Consider the following 25,365-nt stretch of genomic DNA (forward strand, 5'->3'; position numbering starts at 1 on the left):
GGGCAGAGGGGGGAGATGCGATGCTGCGGACCTCGCCGGTACGGATCCTCGGAGAACGGGACCGGGAGGCCGTCCGCGCGCTCCTGGACGCCGACCCCGTGGGCAACGTCTTCGTCGCCTCGCGCCTGATGGCCACCGGTCTCGCCGCCGGCGCCCACGGCGCAGAGGTGTGGGGGCACGTCGAGCGGGGCCGCCTGACCGCGATGTGCTACTCCGGGGCCAACCTGGTCCCGGTCAACGCCGGACCGGCCGCGATCCGCAGCTTCGCCGACCACGCCCGCTGGCGCGGCCGCCGGTGCTCGTCCATCGTCGGCCCCGTCGCGGCGGTCAGCGACTTCTGGGAGCAGGTCGCCCCCGTGTGGGGGCCCGCCCGGGTCATCCGCGCCAGCCAGCCCGTCCTGGAGATCGACGGCCCCCCCGCCGTGCCCGCCGACCCGCTCGTGCGCCGGGTCCGCCTCTCCGAGCTCAACACCCTGGTGCCCGCCTGCGTGGCCATGTTCACCGAGGAGGTCGGCGTCCCGCCGGACTCCGGTGACGGCGGCGCGCTCTACCGCGCGCGGGTGGAGGAGCTGGTGCGCACCGGCCGGGCGTTCGCCAGGATCGAGGACGGCCGGGTCGTGTTCAAGGCGGAGGTCGGCGCGGTCACCCGCCACGCCTGCCAGGTGCAGGGCGTGTGGGTGCACCCGGAGCTCAGGGGCCGGGGACACTCCTCGGCGGGGATGGCGGCGGTGGTCGAGCACGCGCTCGCCGAGATCGCCCCCCGGGTGACCCTCTACGTCAACGACTTCAACGCCCCCGCCCGCGCCACCTACCAGCGGGTCGGGTTCCGCCAGGTGGGAGAGGTCATGTCGGTGCTCTTCTAGTCGGCGCCCCTCCAGGCGGCGCCCCTCCAGGCCCGGGAAGCACCGTCCCCGCCCCCCGACGCACTCCGCGCCGCACCGCCCCCGCGGTCCCGTCCCGGCGCGTCGGCGCAGGAAGTCCCCCGCGCCCCCGCCACGACCCCGAGAGAGCCACGATGCGGCACAACCCGACCGGACGCGCACGCCTGGGCCTGGCCCTCCTCCTCGGCCTCCTCTCGGTGCTCGGTCCCCTCAACATCGACATGTACCTCCCGGGGTTCCCGCAGATCGCCGCCGACCTCGACACCGGGGCCTCCCAGGTCCAGCTCAGCCTCACCAGCTGCCTGATCGGGCTCGCGGTCGGCCAGGTGGTCGTCGGCCCGGTCAGCGACGCACGGGGGCGTCGCGGCCCCCTCGCCGTGTCGCTGCTGCTCTTCGTCCTGGCCTCGCTGCTGTGCGCCGTGGCGCCCGACATCACGACACTGGTGGCGGGCCGCTTCCTCCAGGGGTTCACCGCCTCGGCCGGCACCGTCCTCTCCCGGGCCGTCGTGCGCGACGTGTTCGACGGCCCCGCGCTGACGAGGTTCTTCGCGCTGCTGATGGCCGTCACCGCCGTCGCCCCCATGGTCGCGCCGGTCGCCGGGGGAGCCGTCCTCGCACTGCCCTTCGCGACCTGGGAGACGGTCTTCCTGTTCCTCGCCCTGCTCGGCGTCGTGATCGTCCTGGTCGTCATGCTCGGGCTCCCCGAGACGCTGCCCCCGGAGCGCCGCGTCCCCAGCTCGCCCGGCGGCTCCCTGCGCACCATGGCCGCGCTCCTGCGGGACCGGGTCTTCATGGGGTACGCGCTGATCGTGGGCCTGCTCCACGGCGGCAGCTTCGCCTACGTCGCCGGGACGCCGTTCGTCTACCAGGACCTCCACGGGGTCTCACCGCAGGTGTTCGGCGTCCTGTTCGGCGTCAACGGGATCGCCATCGTCCTGGGCAGCGCGGTGGTGGGGCGCCTCGGGGAACGGGTGACCGAGCTGGCACTGCTGCGGTTCGCCGTGGTCACCGCGGTCGCGGCCACCGGCGTGCTGCTGGCCGCCACACTGCTCGGCGGCCCGCTGTCCGCGCTGGTGGTGCCGATCTTCGTCTACATGACGTGCATGGGCATGATCCTGACCAGCTCCTTCGCCCTGGCGATGGAGGGGCAGGAGGGAAGGGCCGGAAGCGCGGGCGCGCTGCTCGGCGCGCTGCCGATGCTCATCGGCGCCGGAGCCGCGCCCCTCGTCGGACTGGACGAGAGCACGGCCGTGCCGATGGGCGCGGTCCTGTTCGGGACCGCGTCCCTGGGCCTGCTCGTACTGGTGGGCACGGCCGCCGAGCGCAGGCGCCAACCGGCGGTCGGAGCCTGACGGCGCGCCCCCGCCCCGGCCGTGCGCCCGCGGGGGGACGGGCCGTCCCCCCGCAAGCGCACGCCGGCCGCAGCCGGGCTACGCCCCGGTGACGGGCCGGTCCTGCGCGGCCATGCCCAGCCGCTCGGGGGTCCCCGCGAAGGACAGCTCGAAATCCGGGGTGTCCGCGATCAGCGCCCGGGTGTACTCGTGCTCCGGGGCCGACATCACCCGGCCCACCGGTCCCTGTTCCACGATCACGCCCCGGTGGAGCACGGCCACCCTCTGCGCGATGTTGGACACCAGGGCGATGTTGTGGGTGACGAACAGCAGTGCCATCCCCTCGTCCTGGAGTCCGCGCAGCAGTTTCACGATCTCCGCCTGCACCGACACGTCGAGCGCCGACGTGATCTCGTCGCAGATCAGCAGGTCGGGGCGGGTGGCCACCGCGCGGGCGATGCACACCCGCTGCCGCTCGCCGCCGCTGAGCTGCTCGGGGTAGCGGTCGGCGTAGGAGGCGGACAGGGCGGCGCGCTCCAGGGCCTCGGCCACCACCGCCCCGGGGTCCCGGGGCCTGCCCACCAGGTGGCGGTAGGGGCCCAGGATCTGGTCGCGTACCCGCCTGCGCGGGTTCAGCGCCTCGTAGGGGTTCTGGAACACGTACTGCACCCGGCGCCTCTGCTCGGCCGTGCGCCGGTAGCTCCCGGCGGCCAGCGGGCTCCCGTCGAACACCACCTCGCCGGTGTACTGGCGGTGCAGGCCCGCGACGGAGCGGGACAGGGTCGTCTTGCCCGACCCCGACTCGCCCAGCAGGGCCACGCACTCGCCCCGGTGGACCGACACGTCGATCCCGTCGAGGACCCTCGTGCGCCCGTAGCCCGCGTCGAGCCCCGCGACCCTCAGCAGCGGCTCGCCCTCCGGCTCGCCGCCCTCCTCGTGGCCCGTGGTCCGCAGCAGTGGAACGGCCATCAGCAGGCGCCTGGTGTAGGAGTGGCGCGGGTCCGCGAGCACCCGGTCCGTGCGCCCCCGCTCGACGACCTCGCCCCGGTACATCACCGCGATCTCGTCGGCCAGGTCGGCGACCACCGCCATGTCGTGGCTGATGTAGACCCCCGCCGTGCCGTAGTCGCGGGTCATCCGGCGGATGGTCTCCAGGACGTGCGCCTGCGTGGTCACGTCCAGGCCGGTGGTCGGCTCGTCCAGCACGATCACGTCCGGGCGGCCGACGAACGCCATCGCGATCGCCACCCTCTGCTGCTGTCCGCCGGACAGCTGGTGGGGGTAGCGGGCCAGGAACACGTCGTCGTCGGGGAGCGCGACCTCGCCCAGGACCTCGCGCACCCTGGCCTCGGCGTCGGCCGCCGACAGGGAGGCGTCGTGCAGGGCCTCGCGCAGCTGGGTGCGCAGGCGCAGGGCCGGGTTGAGCGCCGAGGCGGGCGACTGGGGGATGTAGGCCACCGCCCGTCCGCGCAGTTCGCGCACGCCCCGCTCGGAGAGCGAGGCGAGGTCCTTCCCGGACACCTCCACGCGTCCCGCGGAGATCTCCGTCGCGCGCTTGCAGTGCGCCAGCAGCGACAGGCCCAGGGTGGTCTTCCCGGAGCCCGACTCCCCGACCAGGCCGAGGATCGTGCCCCGCGCCACCGTGATCGAGACCCCGCTGATGATCTCCACGTCCGAGGGACGGCCGATCACGGTCAGGCCCTCCACCGACAGCACGGCGTCCCCGGTGTCCCGGCCGCCTCCGGAGTCCGCTTCCCGCCCGGCGTCCCGCGTCACTTCTCCACCCCTCGGTCGATGCCGATCGCCGCACGGGACAGACCGTCGGTGATCAGGTTGGCGCCGATCGTCAGGACGGCGATCGCCGCCACGGGCAGCGCCACCGCCCACGGCTGCACGGCCATGCCCTGCCGGTTCTCGTTGATCATCAGTCCCCAGTCCGCCGTCGGCGGCTGGAGCCCCATGCCGAGGAAGCCGAGCACGGCGACCACCCCGATGGAGTAGGTCAGCCGCAGGCCGAGCTCGACCAGCAGCGGGCTCGTCACGTTCGGCAGGATCTCCACCGCCATGATCCGCCAGCGCGGGAGGCCGACGGCCTCCGCCGCCTTCACGTAGTCCTGCTCGACGACCTTGCGCGTCGCCTCGCGGATCACCCGGGCCACGCGGGGCATGTGCGACACCGCGATGACGGCCACGATCAGCCACACCTTCGGGCCCACGATCGACATCACCAGCAGCGCGGCGATCAGCTGGGGGAAGGCGAGCAGCACGTCGCCGACGCGCATGAGGACGTCGTCGAGCCAGCCGCGCCGGTACCCGGCGACCACGCCGACGACCGTCCCCGCCGCCACGCCGATCGCCGCGGAGGCGCCCGCGAGGAGCAGCAGCGTCCAGCCGCCCCACAGGAAGCGGGTCAGCACGTCGCGGCCGCGGTTGTCACCGCCGAACAGCGTGCCGTCCACCCCGGTCTCGAACGGTCTGGCCACGAACTCGGTGGGTGTGTACGGGGCCACGAAGGGCCCCACCACCGCGACCAGGACGATCAGGCCGGTCAGGGCGGCGCCGACCTTCGTCCGGCCGAACCCCCAGGCCGTCCGGAACAGGCCGGCGCCGCGTCCCCGCGGCACCACGGTCACGGGCTCCACGCCCGCGTTCACGGGAGCGCTCATCGGTTCGCCACCCTCACCTTCGGGTTGGCCGCCAGCCCGATCACGTCCGCGATCAGGTTGACGAGGATGTAGATGCCGGCGATGAGCAGGACCACGGCCTGGACCAGGGGCACGTCGCGGTTCTCGATCGCGTCCATGAGGATCTTGCCGACACCGGGGAAGTTGAACAGGAACTCGACGGCCACCACGCCGCCCGCCAGCCAGGCGAGCTGGAGGGCGACCACCTGGGCCACCGGCCCGATGGCGTTGGGCGCGGCGTGCCGCCACAGGACCGCGCGCTCGTCCACGCCCTTGAGCCGGGCCTGCTGGACGTACTCGCTCTCCAGGACCTCGATCATCGTGGCCCGCATCATGCGGACGATGGGCGGCGCCACCGCGAAGGCGAGTGTCAGCACCGGCAGCACCCACTGGTCGGGGCCGCCCTCGCGGGAGTACACGGACGGGAACCAGCCGAGTCCGCCGGGCCCCAGCAGGAGGATCAGCAGGATGCCGACCACGAACTCGGGGATGGACGCCACGACCAGCGTCCCCATGGACGAGGCGTGGTCGAAGGCGCGGTCCCGCCGCAGCGCGCTGACCGCGCCGACGAGGAGGGCGACGGGGGTGGCGGCGAGGGCCGCCAGCCCCATCAGGGTCAGCGAGCTCAGGACCGGACCGGAGAGGACCTCGGTGACCTCCGTCCGGTTGGAGTAGGAGGTGCCGAGGTCCCCCTGGACGATCCCCTGGAGCCAGTTGAGGTACTGCACGGCCACCGGCTCGTGCAGGTCGAGCTGGTCGCGGAGGGCCTCCACGCGCTCGGGCGTGGCGTCACGGCCCAGGATCATCTGGGCGGCGTCGCCGGGCAGTGCCTGCGTGGCCGCGAAGACCACGAGGGACACCGCCCAGAGCGTCAGCGCGCCGAAGAGGAGGCGGACGACGATGAGTCGGGTCATGGTGAGCTTTCGGTAGCGGTCGGTCGGGTCCGGGGAGCCGCTACTGCTCCAGCCAGGCCCGGTGGAACGCGTACGAGCCCAGCGGGTGGCCGGAGACGGAGGGCTCCAGGCCGTGCACGGCGGTGCTGTGGCCGTCGAGGAGGTTCACGAAGCCCCACACGATGTAGCCGCCCTCCTCGTACTCGACCCGCTGCGCCCGGCGGATCAGCTCGTTGCGCTCCTCGGGGTCCGCGGTGCGGCGGGCCTCCTCCAGGTGGCCGAGCCACTCCTCGTTCTCGCCCCACATGGTCTCGTTGTAGGGGGCTCCCACCACCGAGCCCTGCGCGGCCTGGGTGATGTAGTTGCGCGCGCTCCAGAAGTCCTGGCCGAAGGCGTAGGGGAAGCCCTCCTCCTCGTTCCAGTAGTCACTGGGGTTGACGCGGCGGAGCTCGACGGTGACCCCCGCCTCGCGGGCCTGCTCCTGGAAGACCTCGGCGGCGGCGACCACGCCCGCGCTGATGTCGGAGGTGACCAGCTCGACCTCCAGGCCGTCCTCGTGCCCGGCCTCGGCCAGCAGCCGCCTGGCCTCCGCGATGTCCTGTTCCCGCTGCTCGAAGTCGTCCGGGTAGGACGGGTCCATCCGCGCGTACATGTCGTTGCCGACCTGGCCGTACCCGGCGAGGGCCTGGTCGATCATCTCCTGGCGGTCCACGATGAGCCGGAACGCCTGGCGGACGCGGACGTCGTCGAAGGGGGCCTGGTCCACACGCATGGTGAACGGCAGCCACATGCCGGTCTCGGACTCCATGATCGCGAGGTCGGGGTTGCCCTCGAGCACCGCCACCTGCGCGTGCGGGACCTGGGTGATGAGGTCCACGCTGCCGCTGTTGAGGGCGTTGACGCGTGCGTCGTCCTCGGGGAAGTCGACGATCTCCAGCTCGTCCGCGTAGGGCAGGCCCTCCTCGTGGTAGCCCTCGTGCCGCTCGAAGAGGCTGTACTCGCCCGCCACGAACTCGACGCTGCGGAACGGGCCGCAACCGACCGGGTCGGCGGGGTCGTACCCCTCGGGGACGACGCAGTTGTAGTACTCGGCGAGGGCCTCGGGCAGGGTGACCGTCGGCTCGGTGCAGCGGATGAGCACCGTGCGCCCGTCCAGGGCCTCCAGCCCGTCGACGTCGACGCCGTCCATGTCGCCGGCGCCGCGCAGCGGGTTGTCGGGGTCCAGGATGCGCCGGAGGGAGAAGACGACGGAGTCCGCGGTGACGGGGGAGTCGTCGTGGAAGGTCAGGCCCTCCTTGAGCACGACGGTCCACTCCGTGGCGTCCTCGTTGGACTCGACGGACTCGGCCAGGTTGTTCTCGATGGAGCCGTCGTCGGCGTAGCGCAGCAGCCCGGCGTAGAGCGCGAAGTTGCGGGCGATGTCCACGTTGTCGGTGGGGTCGTGCGCGTCCAGTGTGTCGTTGACCCCGCCTCCTGCGACGCCGACGCGCAGGCGCCCGCCCTGCTGGGGCTCACCTCCGCCGGAACCCCCGGAGCCGGAGTCCCCTCCGCAGGCGGCCAGGACCGGGGCGACGACGGCGCCGGCGGCGGAGGCCTTGAGGAGGGAGCGACGGCTGGGGGTGGAGAGACGGGTGGGGCGGGGGCCTTCGGACAGGGACGACAAGGGACACCTCGTGTGGGGACGGGAACCGCAGGGCGTCCGAGGCCGGGGAGGGGCGGCGCCCGGGAGGGGGCGGGGCCCGGCATCGGACCTGATCGATACTTGTTCGCCCTTCACGGAGCGTCAAACGAGGTCGGAGGCGGTGCGGGCCGTGAACGCGGTGTTGCGGGGCCGTAACGGCGGGGAGTGGGGAGCGTCCCGCCGGAACCAGCTCTGGCCTGCGGGTTTCCGCGCCTTCCGGTGTGCGCTCCGAGCGGCGGTGTGCGCATGGCGCCCACCGCCGGTTCACGGCGAACGACGCTCCGGGGGTCGTCCGGGTTGTGCCCCAATCGATGTCGCGGGGAAGCGAAACCGTGGTGTTTAGTGCGATCAATTTCCGTTTTGTTGCCTTATGTAGCTATATGTCTGTTCAGGGGAAGGCGGTCGGTCCGGGGCGGGGTCCTGGTCCGGACGGGCGGCCGGAGCCGCCTCCGGGAGCCTCCGGCCCTCCCCGTCCGGGCGCGGCGGGACGCCCGCGGGCGGAGGGGGCGGTCGCGCTTCCCCCCCCCGGCCGCGGGCGCCGGGGCGGTCGGCGTCCCGGCCGGTGCGAGGGAGCGCATATCGTTACTGGTCGTGTCCGTGTCGGGGGGACGGGCCGCCCGCGAGCGCATTGCCAACGTGTTACACCTCACATGGCCGACTCTGGGGTCCGGACTGTTTCCTTTGTCCTCATCGGGGATGACACGTGACGGGGTTTTGTGGCCAATACCAGGCGGGGTGAACCCAGGTGTGCTGTTCTGGACCCAGCACACCCTTGTCTAAGGTGAGTGCAGGCGGCGCAACCCGCGCGCCCGTCGCGGGTGATTGGAGTGACCGGATGGCTGAGGCGAGGCAACTCCGGGAATACGTGCCCGCGGAGGTACCGGGGAGCACGGTTCCGACCACACCGGGGTTCGAGACGGGCGACCTCACGGGAGGGTCCACCGACCACACGGTGTGGAGCTGCGCCGGGAACCTCACCGCGGTGCGGTCGATCCGCGCGCGCGTGCGCGAGTTCCTCACCCGCATGGGCCACACCGAGGGCGCGCTGGACGACGCCGAGCTGTCGGTCAGCGAGCTGGCGACCAACGCGCTGCTGCACTCCCGCTCGGGGCAGAGCGGAGGCGTCATGACGCTGTTCATCCGCTCCGACGCCGGACGCCTGCGCGTCGCCGTGGCCGACCAGGGCGAGCGCGACGGCGAGGGCGTCCACACGCGGGAGGACGGCGACGACTACGGCCGGGGCAAGCTCATCGTCGACAGCTGCGCCACCCGCAGCGGCGAGTACTGGAGCGAGGCCACGCACGTGGCCTGGTTCGAGATCGATGACGGCCACGTGCCGGTCCCCGCCTTCGACGGCGAGTCCTCGGTCGCGGAGCTCACCGAGTCCGGGGACTGACCCCGGGCGGCCCCTCGGCCCCTCCTGCGGCGCGCACGCCGCACGCCGGGACCGGATCCCGGCCCCGGCGCCCCTCCTGGGTCCTCAGTCGGCGCTGTCGGGGTACGGGAAGGCGACCCGCGCCGGCTCGGGCGCGCAGAGCACGGTCACCTGGCGCCCCTCGGGCGGGGGGCAGTCCGCACCGGTCACCACGCAGGCCCCCGTCCACAGCGCCAGCGCCACCAGCGCCACCCGCGTGGCCTCGTCGCCCCGCTCGTCCACCGCCACGACGTCGTCGGCGGTCAGGTGCAGCAGGTTCCGCAGCTCGGAGAAGCGGGCCATCAGGTCGTTGTGCGGGTAGAGGGTGGTCAGCAGTCCGCCGCTGGTCTGCTCGTAGCCCAGGATGCCGTTGTCGAACAGCCCGCGCGCCGGGCTGTACCCGTTGCCGTCGGGGCTGGGCTGCAACAGGTCCTCGAAGGGCGTCGCCCCCAGGGACGGGCCGAAGGAGATGATCTGCCGCACCCGCGAGCGCTCGGCGAGTTCGAGGGCCGTCTGCGCCAGCTCGGGGCTGACCAGCAGCAGCCGGGCGTCGGTCTCGGTCAGGACGGCGCACTGGGTGTCCAGGTCGGACGCGGTCGACAGCGGCAGCGCCCGGCCGCCCACGGCCATCACCGTGTAGGTGGCCAGGAACCGGTCGGGTGAGACCGGAGCGAGAACCCCCACCACGTCGCCGAAGCACATGCCCCGGCGGCTCAGCCCGGCCGCTGCCTGCTCGACGGTGGCGGCGAACGTGAGCGCGTCCACCCGGTGCCCGGCGGTCCGCAGCGTCCCCGGCCGCGACGAGCGCAGCCGCAGCCGCTCGCACAGGCCGCCGGTGAGGGATCCGATCGGGTCGTCCCTACGCGGCAGATGGCGTCCCGGTCGCCCGGTTCCTGAAGACAGCCCTACCCCCATACGTACCCCCAGTCGGCCCATCCTGCGGTGGTTCCGCATTCCGGGCTCGTCACGCCCCCTCCACGTGGCGAGCCCGGAAGCGCGGCCCCGGGCGGTCGGTGCGACGTCCCTCCCCAGGACGCACCCCGCTCCGGCGCGGTTCCCCACCGGCCCCGGGAACCTTCCCGGGGCTGACGGTCCGCCGGGATCCCGGTGTTCGGCCCGGGCTCCGACGGCCGCTTCTGGGACTCACGGAACCGTGCCACGAGAGTGCCACGAACGTGATGTCCCATGGCTTGAACCCTAGCGCGTTCACAGTCAGATGCACATGCATATTGCTATGCAGATGCATATGTAGATTCTGGCCGCAGGGGAGAGAGCGCCCGCACGAGAGAGGGCGTAAGCGGGCAGACCGGGCGATCAGCCCGCTGCTCTGTGCTGCTCCATCCACGCCGTGATCTGCGCACGTGAGTGGAAGCCCATCTTGCGGTTGATGTTGGCGACGTGCCTGGCCGCCGTCGACGGGGTGATGAACAGCGTCCGGGCGATCTCGGGGTTGCTCCGCCCCGAACTCACCAGCCGCGCGATCTCCAGCTCCCGCTTGGTCAACCGCTGCTGCGGGGTCACCGACTCGGGCGCGGGGACGGGCCCCTCCGGGGGCCGGCGGGCGCGACCGCGCCCCGGCGCCCGGGGTGCTGCGGAGGGCGCGGGCGGCGTGCGCCGGCGCGCCGGCGCACGCCGCCCCTCCTCGGCCAGGCGCTCGGCCTCGCGGACCACGTCGGACAGGTCCAGACCTCGGCCCTGCTCCCACCACGACACCAGCTGGCGGCGGCGCCGGCGGACCCGCTCCACGTCCGTGAACGGCCACGGGGCCTCGTGCACCGACAGGCCCAGCTGTCCGCGCACACCCGTCGCGGCGCCGGCCAGGCGGCAGGCCGGTTCCCGCAGCCCGGCGCCGAACACCACCCGCGCGATCGCGACCAGCGCACGCGCGGCCTCGGCCCGCTGCCCCGTCGAGTGGCTGAGGAGCAGCCCCTCGCTCAGGTAGTCGTAGGCCTGGCTCGTGGAGCCCTGTGCGTGCGCCACACGGCCGATCCCGGCCAGGCAGCGCGCCTCCTCCGCCGCGGCTCCGATCATCCGCTGGGTGTCCAGCGCCTCGCGGTAGCAGCGGTCGGCGGTGATGAGGTCGTTGTTGGCCTCCGCGGCCCGGGCCTGCCCGATGAGCGTGACGCCCACGCCCCACCGGTGGTCGATGCCCCGCAACAGGGTCAGGGCCGCGTTGTAGTGGTGGTCCGCCGTCGGGTAGTCGCCCTGCTGGGCGACCAGGGCGGCGCGGGTCCCCAGCGCGATCGCCTCGCCCCACTGGTCACCGGCCTCCCTGCACAGCCTCAGGGCCTCCTCCACCCGCACCGCGGCCTGGTCCGACACGCGGTCGCGCACCTCCACCAGGGCCAGGACGTTGAGCGCGGTGCGCACGAACGCGTCGTCCCCGGCCTCGCGGCACAGTCGCAGCCCCTCCTCGCCCAGCGCCACGGCCAGGCCGTGGTCGCGGCGCACGCGCGCGAGCTGGGCCCGGGCGACCAGGGCCCGCGCCCGCGAGGGCGCCTTGTCCGACTCCTCCAGCTCCAGCAGCCGGTCCATCCAGTGGGCGCCCTCGGCGTGGCACTGGTGGCTCACCCAGTGCGCGACCAGGCTCACGCACAGCCGGAGCCCGGACTCCGCGGCGCCGCGGCACAGGGTCCAGCCCAGCAGGGAGCGCAGGGTGTCGTACTCGGCGATCACCCGCTGGCGACCGGCGTCGCGCTCGCTCCAGGGCATCGGCCGGCTCGACTCCAGCTTGAGGCCCAGGTCCTCGACCAGGCGGAGCATCCGGTCCAGCAGCCGCTCGTGGTAGAGGTCGGCCTCCCCCGCCGCGGCCAGGCGTCCGGCGGCGAAGCGGCGCACCGCCTCCGGCAGCTTGTAGCGGACCCTGCCCTCGAACTCACCGGTCACGGTGATCAGCGAGCGGTCCAGCAGCGACGTCAGGAGATCCAGGACGGCCGACTCGGGCAGGGACTCGTCCGCGCACACCTGCTCGGCGAGTTCGAGGTCCCAGCCCCGGAACACCGACAGGCGCCGCAGGAGCACCCGTTCCGGCTCCGGGAGGCCGACGTACACGAAGTCCAGCACCAGGGGCAGCACCTGGCTGCGCGAGATCGCCTGGCCCGGCCCCGGCTGGAACTCGGGCGACGCCAGGTGGGCGCGCAGGCCCTCGGCGAGCGCGCCGGGCCCGACGACGGGCGCGAGCGCCCCGAGCACCTCGATCCCCAGGGGCACCCCGCCCGTGAGGTCGCAGACCACGGCCGCGGCCTCCGTCTCCTGCGGAGTGGCGGAGAAGCGGGGGTCGCGCGCCCGGGCGCGGTCGAGGAACAGCCGGACCGCGTCGGACGCGGCGGGGTCCGGCGGCGGGGCGTTGCGCGCGGCCACCGGAAGCGCCATCGGGGTCATCCGCCACACGGTCCCGCCCGCCAGCCGGACGGGCTCCTCGCTGGTGAGGAGGATGGAGAGCGCCGGGCAGGCCGCCAACAGGGCCTCGCCGACCTCCGTCACCTGGTCGGGGACGTGCTCGCAGGAGTCCAGCACCAGCAGGAGGCGCCGGGAGCGCAGCGCCTCGGCCACCGTGGCCGCCAGGGGCTGCCCGGGTTCCTCGATCACGCCGACCGCGGCGCACACCCGCGCGTAGACCTCCAGCGTCGTGTGGGCGTCGGTGAGGTCGGCCAGCCACACCCCGTCGGGGAAGGACACGGTCGACTGCTCGGCCAGGCGCAGGGCCAGCCGTGTCTTGCCCATGCCGTCGGTTCCGCACAGGGTGACGGACCGGCTGGAGCCGAGCAGGCGGAGCAGGTCGCTCAGGTCCCGCTCACGGCCGACGAAGCCGGTGCCCGGTCGGGGGAGGTTGTGCCGCGCTGGCGCGGTCAAAGGTGCCATGGCCTTCACAGGTAGGGGCGGTCGGGGGGTTCCTCACCAGGGCTGAGGGGTCGGTGGGCAAGGGGGACGTCATCGAGGGGTGCGGTGGAGGTCGGGGTTTCTGTCTTAGCGGGTGCACGCGCACTGTGCAAGTGCTACCGGGCGATCGGGCCCCTCTCAGCCACCGTCGCGGGAAGCAGCCCAACCGGTCAACTGCGTCCTGGAGGAAATCGAGAGTTTTCTGAAGATGTTCGCTATATGTCTGGCCGCAGTGGCCTGACTGATGGTCAACCGCTCGGCGATCTCGCGGTTGGACAGGCCCCGCTCGGCGAGTTCGGCGATCTCCCGTTCCCGGGGCGTCAGCGACTCCGGGCCCGAGGCCCTCGGGGCGGGCGGCCGGGGGAAGGCGAGGGCCCGGTCGCGCACCTGCTCCAGGGGCAGCGACCGCCACGCGTTCCAGGCCTCGGACGTCCGGGCGCCGCCCACGAGGCGCTCCACAGAGGAGCGCAGCCGCAGCGTCTCGGCCGAGGGGCGGTCCAGGGAGGTGCGCAGGCCGGCGGCCACGCCCGCCAGGGCGGCGGCCCTCTCGGCCTCGTCCTCGGCGAGCGCGAGCTCGGCCAGGGCCTCCAGCGCGCGGGCGACCGCGATCCGCCGGCCGGACGTGAAGCTCACCCGCAGGCACGTGGACAGCGGCTCCCGCGCCTTGAGGGGCTCGCCCCCCGCCAGGAACAGGCGGCCCAGGTCCCGCGCGCAGCGGGCGGTCGCCGGGGCCGCCTCCAGCTCGCCGAAGACCGCCAGCGCCTCGGTGAACAGGTCCCGCGCCCGGGCGAAGTCCCGGCGCTCCGCGGCGATCGAGCCCAGCCCGTGCAGGCCGCGGGCCACGCTCCACCGGTCGCCGAGGCCCTCCGCCAGCGTGATGCCGTGCTCCAGGTGGGCCACGGCCAGGTCGGGTTCCCCGCCCCGCCTGGCCGCCTGGGCCAGCACCCCGAGGGTCGTCCCCTCGGTGATCGGGTCGTCGACCCGCTCGGCCCAGCGCCCGGCGCGTTCGGCGTGCTCCAGCGCCTCGTCCGGCCGGCCGGACCGCAGGGCCAGGAAGGCCGTGGTCGTGAGGGCGGAGGCGGCGGCCCCCGCGTCGCGGCAGGCGCGCGCGGCCTCCAGCGCGCACCGGGCGAGCGTGGACACGCGCGGAGCGGGGTCCAGCTCCAGCCGCAGCTCGGCCTGGAGGGCCAGGGCCCGCGCCCGCAGGGACGGGGACTGGTCGTCCGGGTCGGCTGCGAGGACCCGCTCCAGGACGCGGCTGCCCTCGGAGGCCAGGTCGCGCACCATCCAGTACGGCCGCAGCGCCACGCACACCCTCAGGGCGTCGTCCACGCGCCCCTGGGAGAGCGCCCACTCCACCATGCGCGAGTGGTTCTCCCGGTGGTGGTCGAGCAGCCTCAGGTACGACAGGCGCTCGCTCCACGCCAGCGGCGCCCGGAAGCTCTTGGCCCCCTCCTCCAGGCGCGTGACGGAGAAGCGGAGGTAGCGTTCCCAGCGCGCGTCCAGGTCCCCGTCCTCGGCCAGGCGCTCCACGGCGTAGGCGCGCACCGTCTCGGTCAGCCGGTAGTGCGCGGTGCCGTCGATCTCGGTGTCCACCACCACCAGGGACTTGTCCAGGAGGGAGAAGTGCAGCGGCAGGATGTCGGAGGCGTCGACGCCCTCGCCGGAGCACACGTCCTCCGCGGCCTCCAGGTACCAGGTGGAGAAGACCGACAGCCGGTGCAGGAGGAGCCGCTCCGGTTCGGTGAGCAGGTCGTGGCTCCACTCCAGGACCGCGCGCAGGGTGCGCTGGCGCGGGGGCAGGTCGCCCGAGCCGTCACTGGTCAGGAGCTGGAACCGGTCGTCCAGGCGGCGCAGGATCTGCTGCACCGACAGCACCCGCACCCGTGCGGCCGCCAGTTCGATGGCCAGGGGCATCCCGTCGAGCATCCGGCAGATCTCCGCGATGTAGCCGGAGTTCTCCCGTGTCATCTCGAACCCCGAGCGGGCGGCGTGCGCGCGGGTGACGAACAGGCGCACCGACTCGTAGCGCTGGGTGTCGCGACGGGGGATGGGCGCCGGGTCGGCCGCGTAGGGGTCGGTGGGCGTGGCCCGTGCGGGCAGGGAGAGCGGCGGCACCCGCCAGATGCTCTCCTGGGGAACGTGCAGGGGCTGGCGGCTGGTGACCAGGATCCGTACCCGGGGGCAGTCGCGCAGGACCGCCTGGCACAGCCGGGCCATCGGCCCCACGGCGTGCTCGCAGGTGTCCAGGAGGAGCAGGAGGTCGCGGGTGCGCAGCGACGTGATGATCGCGTCGGTCATCGTGCGCTCGTCGTCCTCCACCGCCTGGAGGCTCTTGGCCACCGTGCGCAGTGCCTGGTCGTGGGTCGAGGACTCGCTGAGGTCGATGAAGCGCACGCCGTCGGGGAACCGGCGCATCACGCGTTCGGCCAGGTGGAGGGCGAGGCGCGTCTTGCCGATGCCGCCGGTGCCGGTCAGGGTGACCATCCTGGCGGTGTTGAGGAGGCGGCTCAGGTCGACGATGTCGCGCTCGCGCCCGACGAACCTGATGAACTCGCCGGCGGACAGGGGCAGGTTGTGGCGAGGATGAGACATGGCCTCGATCAGTAGGACTCCGAATCGGCCCGCGGGGCACGCCCGGGGACGCGTCGACGCGGAGAAAGCCGTTCCAAGTCTGGCATCCCCGGCCCCGGGCTGTCTCGCCGATGGCCGGTTCCGGCATGAGCGGCCGGAAACCGCCCATGCCGGTCGATGGGGTGCTACGGGTCGACTACCCTGCGCTGCCCGCGCCGGAGCCGGGGGACCAGGTGCCGGGGTCCGCCGGACCCTGGACGCCCGTCCCCATGTCCTTCACCTCGTGGGCGCCGTCGGCGTCGAACGGGGGGAACCACACGAAGGGGATGCCCTTCTTGGCGGCGTACTGGATCTGCTTGCCCACCTTGGCGGTGGAGTGGAAGACCTCGGTGTTGAACCCGCGGGAGCGCAGCAGTTCGCCGGTGAGCAGGGCGTCCCGTCGTGACTCGGCGCCGGGGACCACGACCATGACGTCGGTGGGGCAGGTCCGCCCCTCGGTGATCCGCCCCTCGGCGACGAGCTTGGCGAAGATGCGGGTGAGGCCGATGGAGATGCCGACCCCCGGCAGCCTGCGGCGGATGAACTGCCCGGCGAGGTCCTCGTACCGGCCCCCCGCGCAGATGCTCCCGTACCCGGGGTCGTCGTCGAAGGAGGCCTCGTAGACGGTGCCCGTGTAGTAGTCCAGGCCGCGGGCGATGGACAGGTCGGCGACCACGCTGCCCTCGGGCAGGTCGGCGAGGTCTCCCATGACGAAGGCGAGCTCGTCGAGCCCCTCGTCGAGCAGGTCGGAGGTGATCCCGAGTTCCCGCACCCGGGCGGCGACCTCCTCGCCCGACCCCTTGACGCGGGCCAGGGCGAGGCAGGCGTCGGCCTGCTCGCCGCCGAGGCCCTCGGACAGGAGGATCTCCCGCACGCCGCCGTCGCCGATCTTGTGGAGCTTGTCGACGGCGCGGATGACGGCGACCGGGTCCTTGACCCCGAGGCCCTCGTAGAAGCCCTGGAGGACCTTGCGGTTGTTGACGTTGAGCGTCCAGGCGGGGATGTCCAGCCCGCTGAGCACGCGGTGGACGATGCGGGGGAGCTCGGCGTCGAAGTGCAGGGGGACGGAGTCGACGTTGATGACGTCGATGTCGCACTGGGTGAACTCGCGGAAGCGCCCCTCCTGGGGCCGCTCGCCCCGCCAGACGCGCTGCATCTGGTAGCGCTTGAACGGGAACGTCAGCTCGTTGAAGTGCTGGGCGACGTACCTGGCGAAGGGCACGGTGAGGTCGAAGTGCAGTCCGAGCCGCGCGTCGGAGTCGTCCTTGGCGTCGTCGGCCTGGAGCCGGTGCAGGGTGTAGACCTCCTGGGAGGTCTCGCCCTTGGCGGTCAGCACGTCGAGGTTCTCCACCGAGGGGGTCTCCACCGACGCGAAGCCGAAGGACTCGAACCCGGCCCGGATATGGTCCAGCCAGCGCTGCTCCACGGCCCGGACCTGTGGGGTCCACTCGGGGAAACCGCTGATGGGAGTGGGGCGGACGACGCGCTGATCGGACATGTGGGTTTCTCGGCTCCCTTGGGAGGGTCGGGTCGGTTCGGCTCGCCCCCGGCCGGACGGCGGCGCGGGTTCGCGCGTGCGGGTCCGGCGGCGGGGGGAGGGCGAGCCCATCCTACGGCCAACCAGGGGAAGCGGTCCCGGGAGCGGCCGGGGCGCGTGGGCGCGCCGGGTCCCCCGGGCCCGTGCGACGGGGCTCTCGCGGTGGGCGTGCGGGCGCGCGCGGGTCGGTCCAGCCGCCACCGGCCCACGTGGACGGTTGTGGGCCGGTGGGGCGCCGGAACGCCGACCTGAGGCGTCGACCGGCCCGACGCCGAAGAGCGAGACGTCGGTGCGCGGCCGCCCCGGGGCGCCGCGGGGGCTCCCGCGGCGGTCGCGTCCTCGTGCCAGGAGTCCGTACCGCGACCGCACCGCGACCGCGTCGTGGCGCGGGGGCCCTGTCCTCCACCGTAGACTCCGTGGACGGCTCCGGACAGGGATCGGCGCGGCCGAAAGCGGCCGAAAATGACCGCTCACAATGTCGTAAAGTCAACCTTCCGGGGTAGAAGTCTGTGCTTACCTGGTTACGGCCGGTCCTGGGGTGCGGACCCGCCGCCACGGGACGGCTCGGGCCCCCGTGGCCGTTCCCGCTGTCCCGGAGGCCGCAGGGCCTTGCGCCGCCGGGAATGTGGTCTCTTGCACCACTGTTCCCAAAACGCCGTTAGCGGCCTCTTTCCGGTGTTAGGTTCCAGGGGCGGCGCCTCCCGAGAGGGTTCGGACCCCGGGAGCACACCGCACCCCTCAGGACCGGGCCGTGTGAGCCGTATCGTCCGTACTGGCCCGGCACTCTCGCTAGGACTAACTGTGATCGATCCAGCCAACAGCACGAACAACCTCCAGGCCACCACCGCGTTGTCCACCAAGATCATCATCGCCGGGGGCTTCGGGGTCGGGAAGACCACGTTCGTCGGCGCTGTCTCGGAGATCCCGCCCGTCCGTACCGAGGCCGCGGTCACCGCCGCCAGCGCCGGTGTCGACGACCTCTCCCACACCCCGGACAAGACGAGCACCACCGTCGCGATGGACTTCGGGCGGATCTCGCTGGACACCGACCTGACCCTGTTCCTGTTCGGCACCCCGGGCCAGCAGCGGTTCTGGTTCATGTGGGACGACCTGGTCCGCGGCGCGCTGGGCGCGGTGATCCTGGCCGACACGCGCCGCCTGGAGGACACCTTCCAGGCGCTCGACTACTTCGAGCGCCAGTACCGGCTGCCCTTCGTCGTCGCCGTCAACGAGTTCGACCCCGAGGCCCCGTACAGCGCGGAGGAGCTGCGCGACGCCCTCGACCTGACCCCGGAGGTGCCCGTCGTCTACTGCGACGCCCGCGACAAGCAGTCCGTCGTCCGGGTCCTGATGACCCTCGTCAAGCACGCCATGGCCGTCGAGGCACGCCAGCGCACCCGCCGCCAGCTCGTGTGACGCGCGGGCGCCCCGTGCACGGGGGCCGGGCACCCGGTCCCGCCCGGCACGAGGGCGCCCCGGGGTTCTCCAAGGGGTTGTGTCCGGCGTTACCCTGTGGTGGTGTTCGGACGAATGGCGGAAAGCGTCCGCCGCCTACTGGGCAAGCCCGGTGCGGTGGACCTGCGGCCCTATACCAAGCTCCTGTCGGCGATCGAAGCCGAGGAGGATGGTCTGCGTGAGCTCGACGACACCGAGCTGACGGAGAAGGCCATCGAACTCGGCAACGCCGAACTCCCCTACGATCGCAACGACCTCGTGTCGCTGTGCGCCGTCGGCCGCGAGGCCGCCCGGCGCTCACTGGACGAGCGTCCCTTCGACGTGCAGCTCCTCGGTGTCATGGCGCTGCTCGACGGCCACGTCGCGGAGATGGCCACGGGCGAGGGCAAGACCCTCGCCGGTGCCCTCGCCGCGGCCGGTTTCGCGCTGCGAGGCCAGCGCGTGCACCTCCTGAGCGTCAACGACTACCTGGCCCGGCGCGACGCCGAGTGGATGCGCCCCGTCTACGACATGCTCGGCGTCACCGTCGGGTGGATCACCGAGGACTCCACCAAGGAGGAGCGCCGCGCCGCCTACTCCTGCGACGTCACCTACGCCGCCGTCAGCGAGCTCGGCTTCGACGTCCTGCGCGACCGCATGGTCACCGACATCGGCGACCGCGTCGTGCCCCCGCCCAACATCGCGATCATCGACGAGGCCGACTCGGTCCTCGTCGACGAGGCCCGGGTCCCGCTCGTCCTCGCGGGGGCCGCGGAGAGCGTCGCCGCCGACGTGGAGATGGCGGACATCGTCCGCGGGCTCAAGCCCCGCCTGCACTTCGAGATCGACGGCGAGGGGCGCAACGTCCAGCTCACCGACGCCGGCATCGACGCCGTCGAGAAGGCCCTGGGCGGGGTCGACCTGTACTCGGAGGACGACACGTCGGTCCTCCCGCAGGTCAACCTGGCCCTGCACGCGCACGTGCTGCTCCAGCGCGACGTCCACTACGTGGTGCGCGACGGGGAGGTCCGGCTCATCAACGAGTCCCGGGGCCGCATCGCCCTCCTCCAGCGGTGGCCGGACGGCCTCCAGGCCGCCGTCGAGGCCAAGGAGAAGGTCGCGGTCAGCGAGACCGGCGAGGTCCTGGACTCCATCACGGTCCAGTCGCTGGTGCTCCGCTACCCCACGCGCGGCGGCATGACCGGCACCGCGATGGCCGTGGCCGAGCAGCTCCGCGAGTTCTACGAGCTGGAGGTGGCGGTCATCCCCTCCAACAAGCCCAACGTGCGCGAGGACCACGGCACGCGCCTGTACGCCACGCGCGAGGAGAAGGAGGACGCCCTCGTCGCGCAGGTGGAGGAGGTGCACAAGTCCGGGAGACCGATCCTCATCGGGACCCAGGACGTCGCGGAGTCCGAGCTGCTCGCCAAACGCCTGCGCGGCGCCGGCCTGGACTGCGTGGTCCTCAACGCCAAGAACGACGCCGACGAGGCGTCGATCATCGCGGAGGCGGGCACCTACGGCGCCGTCACCGTCTCCACCCAGATGGCCGGCCGCGGCACCGACATCCGTCTGGGCGGCAGCGACATGGCCGACCGCGAACGGGTCGTCGAGACCGGCGGACTGTACGTGATGGGCTTCGGCCGCTACCCCAGCAGCCGCCTGGACGGGCAGCTGCGCGGACGCGCGGGTCGCCAGGGCGACCCGGGCGACTCCATCTTCTTCGTCAGCATGGACGACGACCTGGTGGTGAACAACGCCCCCGAGACCACGGGGTACGAGACCACCGCCGAGGGCGAGATCACCGACGGCGGCTGGCTGCACATGGTCGACCACGCGCAGCGGGTCGCCGAGGGGCAGCTGCTGGAGATCCACCGCAACACCTGGCGGTACAACCAGCTGATCGACGTCCAGCGCGACGTGGTCCTGGAGCACCGCGAGACGGTCCTGACCGGGGACCAGGGCGACCGGCACATCGGGCTGGACCGCAAGAAGCACCACGGAGCGCTCGTGGAGGAGGTGGGGGAGGAGAAGGTCGCCCAGGCGGCCCGGCTCATCACCCTGTACCACCTGGACCGGGGCTGGACCGACCACAACGCGTTCCTGTCGGAGCTGCGGGAGGGCATCCACCTCCGGTTCCTCGGGCGCCGGGACCCCCTGGACGAGTTCAACCGCGACGCCGTGCCGGTGTTCAAGGGCTTCCTGGACGACGCGCGCGCCCGTGCCGCGGAGAGCTTCGAGGAGCTGGAGGCCGAGGACGGCGAGCTCGACGTCAGCGGTGTGGGCGTCAAGCGTCCGTCGATGACGTGGACCTACATGGTGCACGACCACCCCTTCAGCTCGGCGTTCGAGACCCTGGTGGGACGGCTCAAGGGCGGACGGGGCACGGCCGACCGGGACTGAGGTTTTTCGGCAAGGACGGTTTCCTGCGCGGGTCGGGACTTTGGTCCCGGCCCGCGCATTACCTTTGTCAGCTATTCTTCTGAAACGTCGGCCAGACGCGAAATCGCCATGCGCAATTGCCTGGACCGCGTTAACATGGCTGCGTTTTCAACGGAAACCGAGACGGTTGGGACTGAATCCACTGTGGTTCACGAAGTCGGCGCGCAGGAGAAGATCAGTTACGGCCGGAACGACCGCTTCGCGGGCGGCCCGGTCGGTGGGGGAAGCTTCTGGATCGACGATGAAGGCCGACCGGTGGCCAAGATCGGCGGACCGAAGGAGTGGCGCCCCACGCCCATGATCGACGTCCACGTAGGAGATGTGTTCAGTGTGGGAGGGCAGGTGTGGAGGGTCACCGATATCGTTGACGCGGACAACCCCTCCGCCTATCTGCTTGCCACGCGAATAAGCTGAGCACGGCCCGGGCGGCCGCCCGGGGTGCAAACGACTTGCTCGGATCCGGAATCGCAACCCCGTGCAACCTTTCCATGGGAAGTCACGGATTGTTTCCCTTTCCGGTTTTATGGATGTCGGCCTTTTGCCGGTGGAGTCCGCCCCAAGGGGCCGTAGCGGGCCTCGGCGGGGCTCCCGTGAGTTCTGTGATTTCTGGGGTTTCGGGAGTGAAACGGCGCCATGGCTCTGTGTCACCGCAGTTCAGCGCGTGCCTCCTGATATGGCCGGAAGGAATCGAGACGTTCCGGTTATCTGAAGGAGGGTGTTCGTGTTACCGCTGAATCGTTAACGTCTGTGGAGCAGGGCGCGCCTCGGCGCACGGGGAGGGCACCACTCTCGGCGGTTTCCGGGCCGCTGCGCCCTGCCGCCCCCCGAAGCCGGTCCCAGGGGCTGTCCCCCGCCCCTGGGCCCGGCCGCCCCGCGTCCGGGGGAGCCGGCCCCGCGGCGGCCGGTCGTCCCCGGTCCGGCGCCTCCCGCCGCTCCGGCCCCGGCCTTCCCGCCCTCCTGTCGGTGCCGCGCCTTCCGTCCCGCGCCGTCCGGGCCCCCGCCGTGGCGGACCCTCCGCCCCGCGCCCTCCCCGCCCCGTTCCCCGCCTCGCCGTGCCCGTGTCCGGCGGTTCGGCCGGGGCGTCCGTCGCGGGCGCCGCCGTGCGGCCCCCGGCGCCGCCCCGCCCGCGCTCGTCGGTAGATCCTGTTGCACCCGACAGGGCGTCGAGTGGGATCCATGTCCTTCTTGCACGACTTCTTCATGCGGGTCTTGCGGTAGAACGCGTTCCAGTATTAACCTCTGCGTATACCTGGCCCGGTGAGGGCGCCCGGCGGTTCGGTCGCCGGTCGTCAGCGCACGGGCAGGTGAGAGAGGACCGTCGCCCGTCGACGTCGGATCGCGCCCCGACGCCGGCGGGCGACGTCCGTCGCGGCGCCGCTCAGCCCAGGAGACGGGTGAGTTCGGCGAAGGTGGGGCAGGGCCAGGTCTGGCGGCATCCCCCGCAGCGGTGCCCGCCGGCGCCCTCCCGCTCCTCCGGCCGGTGCAGCCGCAGCAGGTCGGCGCAGACGCCTGCCAGCGCGGCCACCTCGTCGCGGGCGTTCGCGTAGAAGGCGACGTCGTTGATCCTGGCGAGGGCGCTGTCGGAGCCGGCGTCCGGGAGGCCGACGGTGTCCGGCTCCCAGGGGACCGCCCGCACGGAGCGCTCCCGGATGCCCTGTACGCACCGGAGCAGCCTCGCGTGCTCGGAGAGGCCGCCCCTCCGCGGCGCCGGCGTGGTGAACGGTGACATCGCTGATCTCCCCCGGTGGGTGGATACGCAGCTTCACGTAGTGACACAGCGTATCTCCGACGTCGCCCGTTGTCGCGACCTTTCGGGGGTGTGTGGCCCGGTGGAAACGCGGGCGGGCCGCCCCCGAGGGGGCGGCCCGCCGTCTCGTGGCGGCCTCAGCCGCAGCCGCCGCCGCAGCTGCAGGAACCGCCGCTCTGGCATCCGCATCCGCAGCCCGTACCGCAGCTGCATCCGGCCAGGTCCGGGGGGGTGGTCAGGGGGTGGGTCACAGTCACTCCTCGGGGCTCAGCAGCGCCCGCGCGCGATCACGCCGGGTATCCCCCCGGGACGGGAGGGGCGTCGCGGGCGTGTCTCCCACAAGTTGGCGTGCCCCCTCCCGGGCCTCCCCAACCCGCCACGGGGACCCTCCCGGTCCGTGACCCGGCGTACCACGTCCGTCGCCGGCTGTCCGCGACCGCGGCGAGCTGGGAGGCGGCGGCGCCCGGGGTCAGGCGAAGAAGGTCGTCCCGGCCGCTGGTCGGCGCGTCATTCGGTAGAGCCAAACCTGGCCGATGAGCATGACCGGAATTGCGGGCAGGAGGGTCGCCCAGACGAACGTCCCGGTCACGGACGGCACCGGCGACGACGGGAGGTGCGCGGCCCAGGCCACCATGAGGCCCGGCACGGCGATCGCGAGCGCCGACGTGTGCCGGGAGAGCATCGGCCCCGCGAGGCCGCCGGTCGCCGCCAGGGCCGCCGCGAGCACCGCCACCGGGGCCGCCGCGAGCAGGCCCGGGGCGGGCTCCGGACCGCCCGGGAGAAGAGCGGCCGCGGCGGCCGCCGCCGTCGCGCCCAGGGCGAGCCGGGACAGCGGGCGGGTGACCCGCGCCGCCACGTCCGCGCTCTCCGCGTCGGTCGGACCGACCAGGCGCTCCGCGCCGAAGGCCGCCCCGCGCAGCGCGAACAGGGCCGTCACCACGAGCGTGCACAGCACGGTGAACGCGCTCGCCGTGAGGCCGCCGGTGAGCAGCCCCGCGACCGCGAGGCCCCACATCACCGCGACGGTCCAGCTGCCCGTGACGACCGCGGCGTCGCAGGCCAGGCTCCAGCCGGGCCGGTCCACGCGGGCGCGCAGCCACAGACCGGAGTCCCGGACCAGCCACGCCGCGAGCAGGACCGCGAGCACCGGCCACAGCTCGGCGACGACGTGGTGCTCCAGCACGGGGAACAGCCCCGCCATGACCCCGGCGGCGGCGACCAGCCACACCTCCGAGGCGAGGAAGTAGGGGGCGATCGCCGCGACCACGCGACGGCGCTGCGCGGGACCGCGCGCCACGTGGGGCATCAGCATGCCCAGGCCGATGTCGGAGCCGGCGAGGACGAGGTGGCCCACGACGAGCAGGGCGAGCAGGGCGGAGGATGCGAGAGACAGGACGTCCATGGTGGTGTTCCCCGGTTCAGAACGTGTGGACGGGATCGGCGGACTCGCCGGGCTCCTCCTCGCGGCGCTCCGCGAGGGGGCCGCCCCCGGGGCCGCGCCGGGCGTACCGCACCAGGAGCCAGTAGGTGACGGCCGCCAGGGCCGCGAACGCGGCGGTGAAGAAGGTGAAGGAGAGGACGGCCGCGCCCGGGGGCATGGGGGTCACCGCGTCCGCGGTGGTCAGGTGGTGCACCACCGTCCACGGCTGCCGGTTGGTCTCCCGGAACACCCAGCCGCCGATGCTCGCCAGGTAGGGGGCGAAGGGGGTGACGACCAGCGGGGCGAGGAACCACCGCCAACGGTCCAGGCCGCCGAGGGGCCAGGCCAGCAGCATGAGCGGGCCGAGCAGGAACATCACCGCCCACATGCTCATCATGAGGCCGTCGGCGGTCGCGTTGACGCCGTTCAGGAGAGGTCCGCCGGGGGAGGCGGCCTCGATCGCCGCGATCTCCTCCGCGGTGTGGGTCAGGCCGCTCGTGGGCGGGGCCTCGCCGAAGAGCTCGAACTGGACGCCGCCGAAGACCACCACGAACACCGGCGCCACGCCCATGACGACCGCGGCGTAGCGGATGCCCCGCCGGAAGATCCCGTCCGGGTCGTCGCGCCGTACCAGGTGGTAGGCGCTGGTGGCGGCCACCACCAGGGCGCCGACGGTCATGGCGCCGCCGGCGACGTGTCCGAAGGCCATCGTGGCGGCGGGGTTCGTCATCAGGGCGACCGGGTCGGTCAGCTGCGCGACGCCGTCCACGACCTCGAACCCGACGGGGTTGCGCAGGAACCCGTTGGAGACCAGGACCCACCACGCCGAGGAGTAGGCCGTCACGGTGACCACCGCGAAGCAGGACAGGTGGGCCCACCGGCCCATGCGGTCCCAGCCGAAGATCCACAGCCCCAGGAAGGTGGACTCGACGAAGAACGCCGTCATCGTCTCCAGCGCCAGCGGCGCCGCGAAGGTGTAGCCGAACATCTCGTGCAGCCCGCTCCAGTTGAGGGCCAGCTGGAACTCCATCACCAGGCCCGACAGGACGCCCATGCCGTAGTTGACGAGGTAGAGGCCTCCCCAGAAGCGCACGGCGGTCATCCGCGAGCGGTCGCCGCGCAGGGCGGCCAGGAACTGGGTGGTGAGGATGTACGGGGCGAGCCCGAGCGTCAGCGCCACGAACATGTAGTGCGTGGCGGCGGTCAGCGCGAACTGGAGCCGTGCCAGCAGGAGTGGGTCTTCGAACATCGTCGGGCCTCGCGTTCGGCGGTGGGGACACGCCAAGGATCCGACGACGGCAGCGGCGGACGCATCGTCCCGGAGGGGGCACCGTGCGGCCGCCCCCCGGGGTACGCGCCGCCCCGCCCGTACTCCCGCGGGTGTAGGGGGAGGCCCCGAGGCGCCCCCG

General features: G+C 72.9%; 17 protein-coding genes. 6 read left to right on the forward strand and 11 right to left on the reverse strand.

Going from position 1 to position 25,365, the window contains the following annotated elements:
• Window positions 1-20 precede the first annotated feature (20 nt).
• Both ACQPYD_RS05715 and ACQPYD_RS05720 read left to right on the forward strand, forming a co-directional pair.
• Window positions 21-863, forward strand: coding sequence for a GNAT family N-acetyltransferase (locus ACQPYD_RS05715; protein ID WP_433700077.1), 843 nt, complete (start codon window positions 21-23; stop codon window positions 861-863).
• A gap of 152 nt (window positions 864-1,015) precedes the next feature.
• Window positions 1,016-2,233 carry a Bcr/CflA family efflux MFS transporter gene (locus ACQPYD_RS05720; protein ID WP_433700078.1) on the forward strand — a complete coding sequence of 406 codons (1,218 nt, stop codon included), beginning with the start codon at window positions 1,016-1,018 and terminating at the stop codon, window positions 2,231-2,233.
• A gap of 78 nt (window positions 2,234-2,311) precedes the next feature.
• On the opposite strand, the gene ACQPYD_RS05725 is transcribed toward ACQPYD_RS05720, so the two are convergent.
• Genes ACQPYD_RS05725 through ACQPYD_RS05740 form a run of 4 tightly spaced genes read right to left on the reverse strand, consistent with a single transcriptional unit; the run spans window position 2,312 to window position 7,452 of the window.
• On the reverse strand, window positions 2,312-3,988 hold the full coding sequence (locus ACQPYD_RS05725) for an ABC transporter ATP-binding protein (RefSeq protein WP_433700079.1): 1,677 nt from the start codon (window positions 3,986-3,988) through the stop codon (window positions 2,312-2,314).
• Window positions 3,985-4,878 carry an ABC transporter permease gene (locus tag ACQPYD_RS05730; RefSeq protein WP_433700080.1) on the reverse strand — a complete coding sequence of 298 codons (894 nt, stop codon included), beginning with the start codon at window positions 4,876-4,878 and terminating at the stop codon, window positions 3,985-3,987. Before ACQPYD_RS05730 ends, ACQPYD_RS05725 begins: the two co-directional genes overlap by 4 nt.
• On the reverse strand, window positions 4,875-5,810 hold the full coding sequence (locus ACQPYD_RS05735; protein WP_267948424.1) for an ABC transporter permease: 936 nt from the start codon (window positions 5,808-5,810) through the stop codon (window positions 4,875-4,877). The genes ACQPYD_RS05730 and ACQPYD_RS05735 overlap by 4 nt, the downstream gene beginning before the upstream one ends.
• Window positions 5,811-5,850: 40 nt before the next feature.
• Complete coding sequence (locus ACQPYD_RS05740) at window positions 5,851-7,452, reverse strand: ABC transporter substrate-binding protein (protein WP_433700081.1); 1,602 nt, start codon at window positions 7,450-7,452, stop codon at window positions 5,851-5,853.
• A gap of 853 nt (window positions 7,453-8,305) precedes the next feature.
• On the opposite strand from ACQPYD_RS05740, the gene ACQPYD_RS05745 reads away from it, so the two are divergent.
• The gene (locus ACQPYD_RS05745; RefSeq protein ID WP_433700082.1) at window positions 8,306-8,866 is read left to right on the forward strand and encodes an ATP-binding protein; all 561 of its coding nucleotides are present in this window, start codon (window positions 8,306-8,308) and stop codon (window positions 8,864-8,866) included.
• Between the two features lie 84 nt (window positions 8,867-8,950).
• Here ACQPYD_RS05745 and ACQPYD_RS05750 read toward each other — a convergent pair whose 3' ends face one another.
• The 4 genes from ACQPYD_RS05750 to hisS form a co-directional block, all read right to left on the reverse strand.
• Window positions 8,951-9,799: an AMP-binding protein gene (locus tag ACQPYD_RS05750; protein WP_267948427.1), complete on the reverse strand. Its 849-nt coding sequence runs from the start codon at window positions 9,797-9,799 to the stop codon at window positions 8,951-8,953.
• Between the two features lie 399 nt (window positions 9,800-10,198).
• Window positions 10,199-12,736, reverse strand: coding sequence for a LuxR C-terminal-related transcriptional regulator (locus ACQPYD_RS05755; protein WP_433701966.1), 2,538 nt, complete (start codon window positions 12,734-12,736; stop codon window positions 10,199-10,201).
• Window positions 12,737-12,901: 165 nt separating this feature from the next.
• Window positions 12,902-15,358 (reverse strand): ATP-binding protein, encoded by a 2,457-nt coding sequence (locus tag ACQPYD_RS05760; RefSeq protein WP_433700083.1) that lies wholly within the window; start codon window positions 15,356-15,358, stop codon window positions 12,902-12,904.
• A gap of 175 nt (window positions 15,359-15,533) precedes the next feature.
• On the reverse strand, window positions 15,534-16,874 hold the full coding sequence (hisS, locus tag ACQPYD_RS05765; protein WP_433700084.1) for a histidine--tRNA ligase: 1,341 nt from the start codon (window positions 16,872-16,874) through the stop codon (window positions 15,534-15,536).
• Window positions 16,875-17,714: 840 nt separating this feature from the next.
• Here hisS and ACQPYD_RS05770 point away from each other — a divergent pair.
• From ACQPYD_RS05770 to ACQPYD_RS05780, 3 genes are all read left to right on the forward strand, one after another.
• On the forward strand, window positions 17,715-18,329 hold the full coding sequence (locus tag ACQPYD_RS05770; protein WP_433700085.1) for a GTP-binding protein: 615 nt from the start codon (window positions 17,715-17,717) through the stop codon (window positions 18,327-18,329).
• A 114-nt stretch (window positions 18,330-18,443) separates the two neighbouring features.
• Window positions 18,444-20,750 (forward strand): accessory Sec system translocase SecA2, encoded by a 2,307-nt coding sequence (secA2, locus tag ACQPYD_RS05775; protein WP_433700086.1) that lies wholly within the window; start codon window positions 18,444-18,446, stop codon window positions 20,748-20,750.
• 183 nt (window positions 20,751-20,933) lie between these two features.
• On the forward strand, window positions 20,934-21,203 hold the full coding sequence (locus ACQPYD_RS05780; protein ID WP_267948433.1) for a DUF6406 domain-containing protein: 270 nt from the start codon (window positions 20,934-20,936) through the stop codon (window positions 21,201-21,203).
• A gap of 964 nt (window positions 21,204-22,167) precedes the next feature.
• Here ACQPYD_RS05780 and ACQPYD_RS05785 read toward each other — a convergent pair.
• From ACQPYD_RS05785 to ACQPYD_RS05795, 3 genes are all read right to left on the reverse strand, one after another.
• The gene (locus ACQPYD_RS05785) at window positions 22,168-22,518 is read right to left on the reverse strand and encodes a hypothetical protein (RefSeq protein ID WP_433700087.1); all 351 of its coding nucleotides are present in this window, start codon (window positions 22,516-22,518) and stop codon (window positions 22,168-22,170) included.
• A 487-nt stretch (window positions 22,519-23,005) separates the two neighbouring features.
• On the reverse strand, window positions 23,006-23,938 hold the full coding sequence (locus ACQPYD_RS05790; RefSeq protein WP_433700088.1) for a cytochrome d ubiquinol oxidase subunit II: 933 nt from the start codon (window positions 23,936-23,938) through the stop codon (window positions 23,006-23,008).
• A gap of 16 nt (window positions 23,939-23,954) precedes the next feature.
• Entirely contained in the window at window positions 23,955-25,205 is a 1,251-nt protein-coding gene (locus ACQPYD_RS05795; protein ID WP_433700089.1) for a cytochrome ubiquinol oxidase subunit I, read from the reverse strand.
• Window positions 25,206-25,365: the final 160 nt, after the last annotated feature.

This window comes from Nocardiopsis sp. CA-288880, assembly GCF_050955985.1.
Taxonomy (GTDB): Bacteria; Actinomycetota; Actinomycetes; order Streptosporangiales; family Streptosporangiaceae; genus Nocardiopsis; species Nocardiopsis tropica.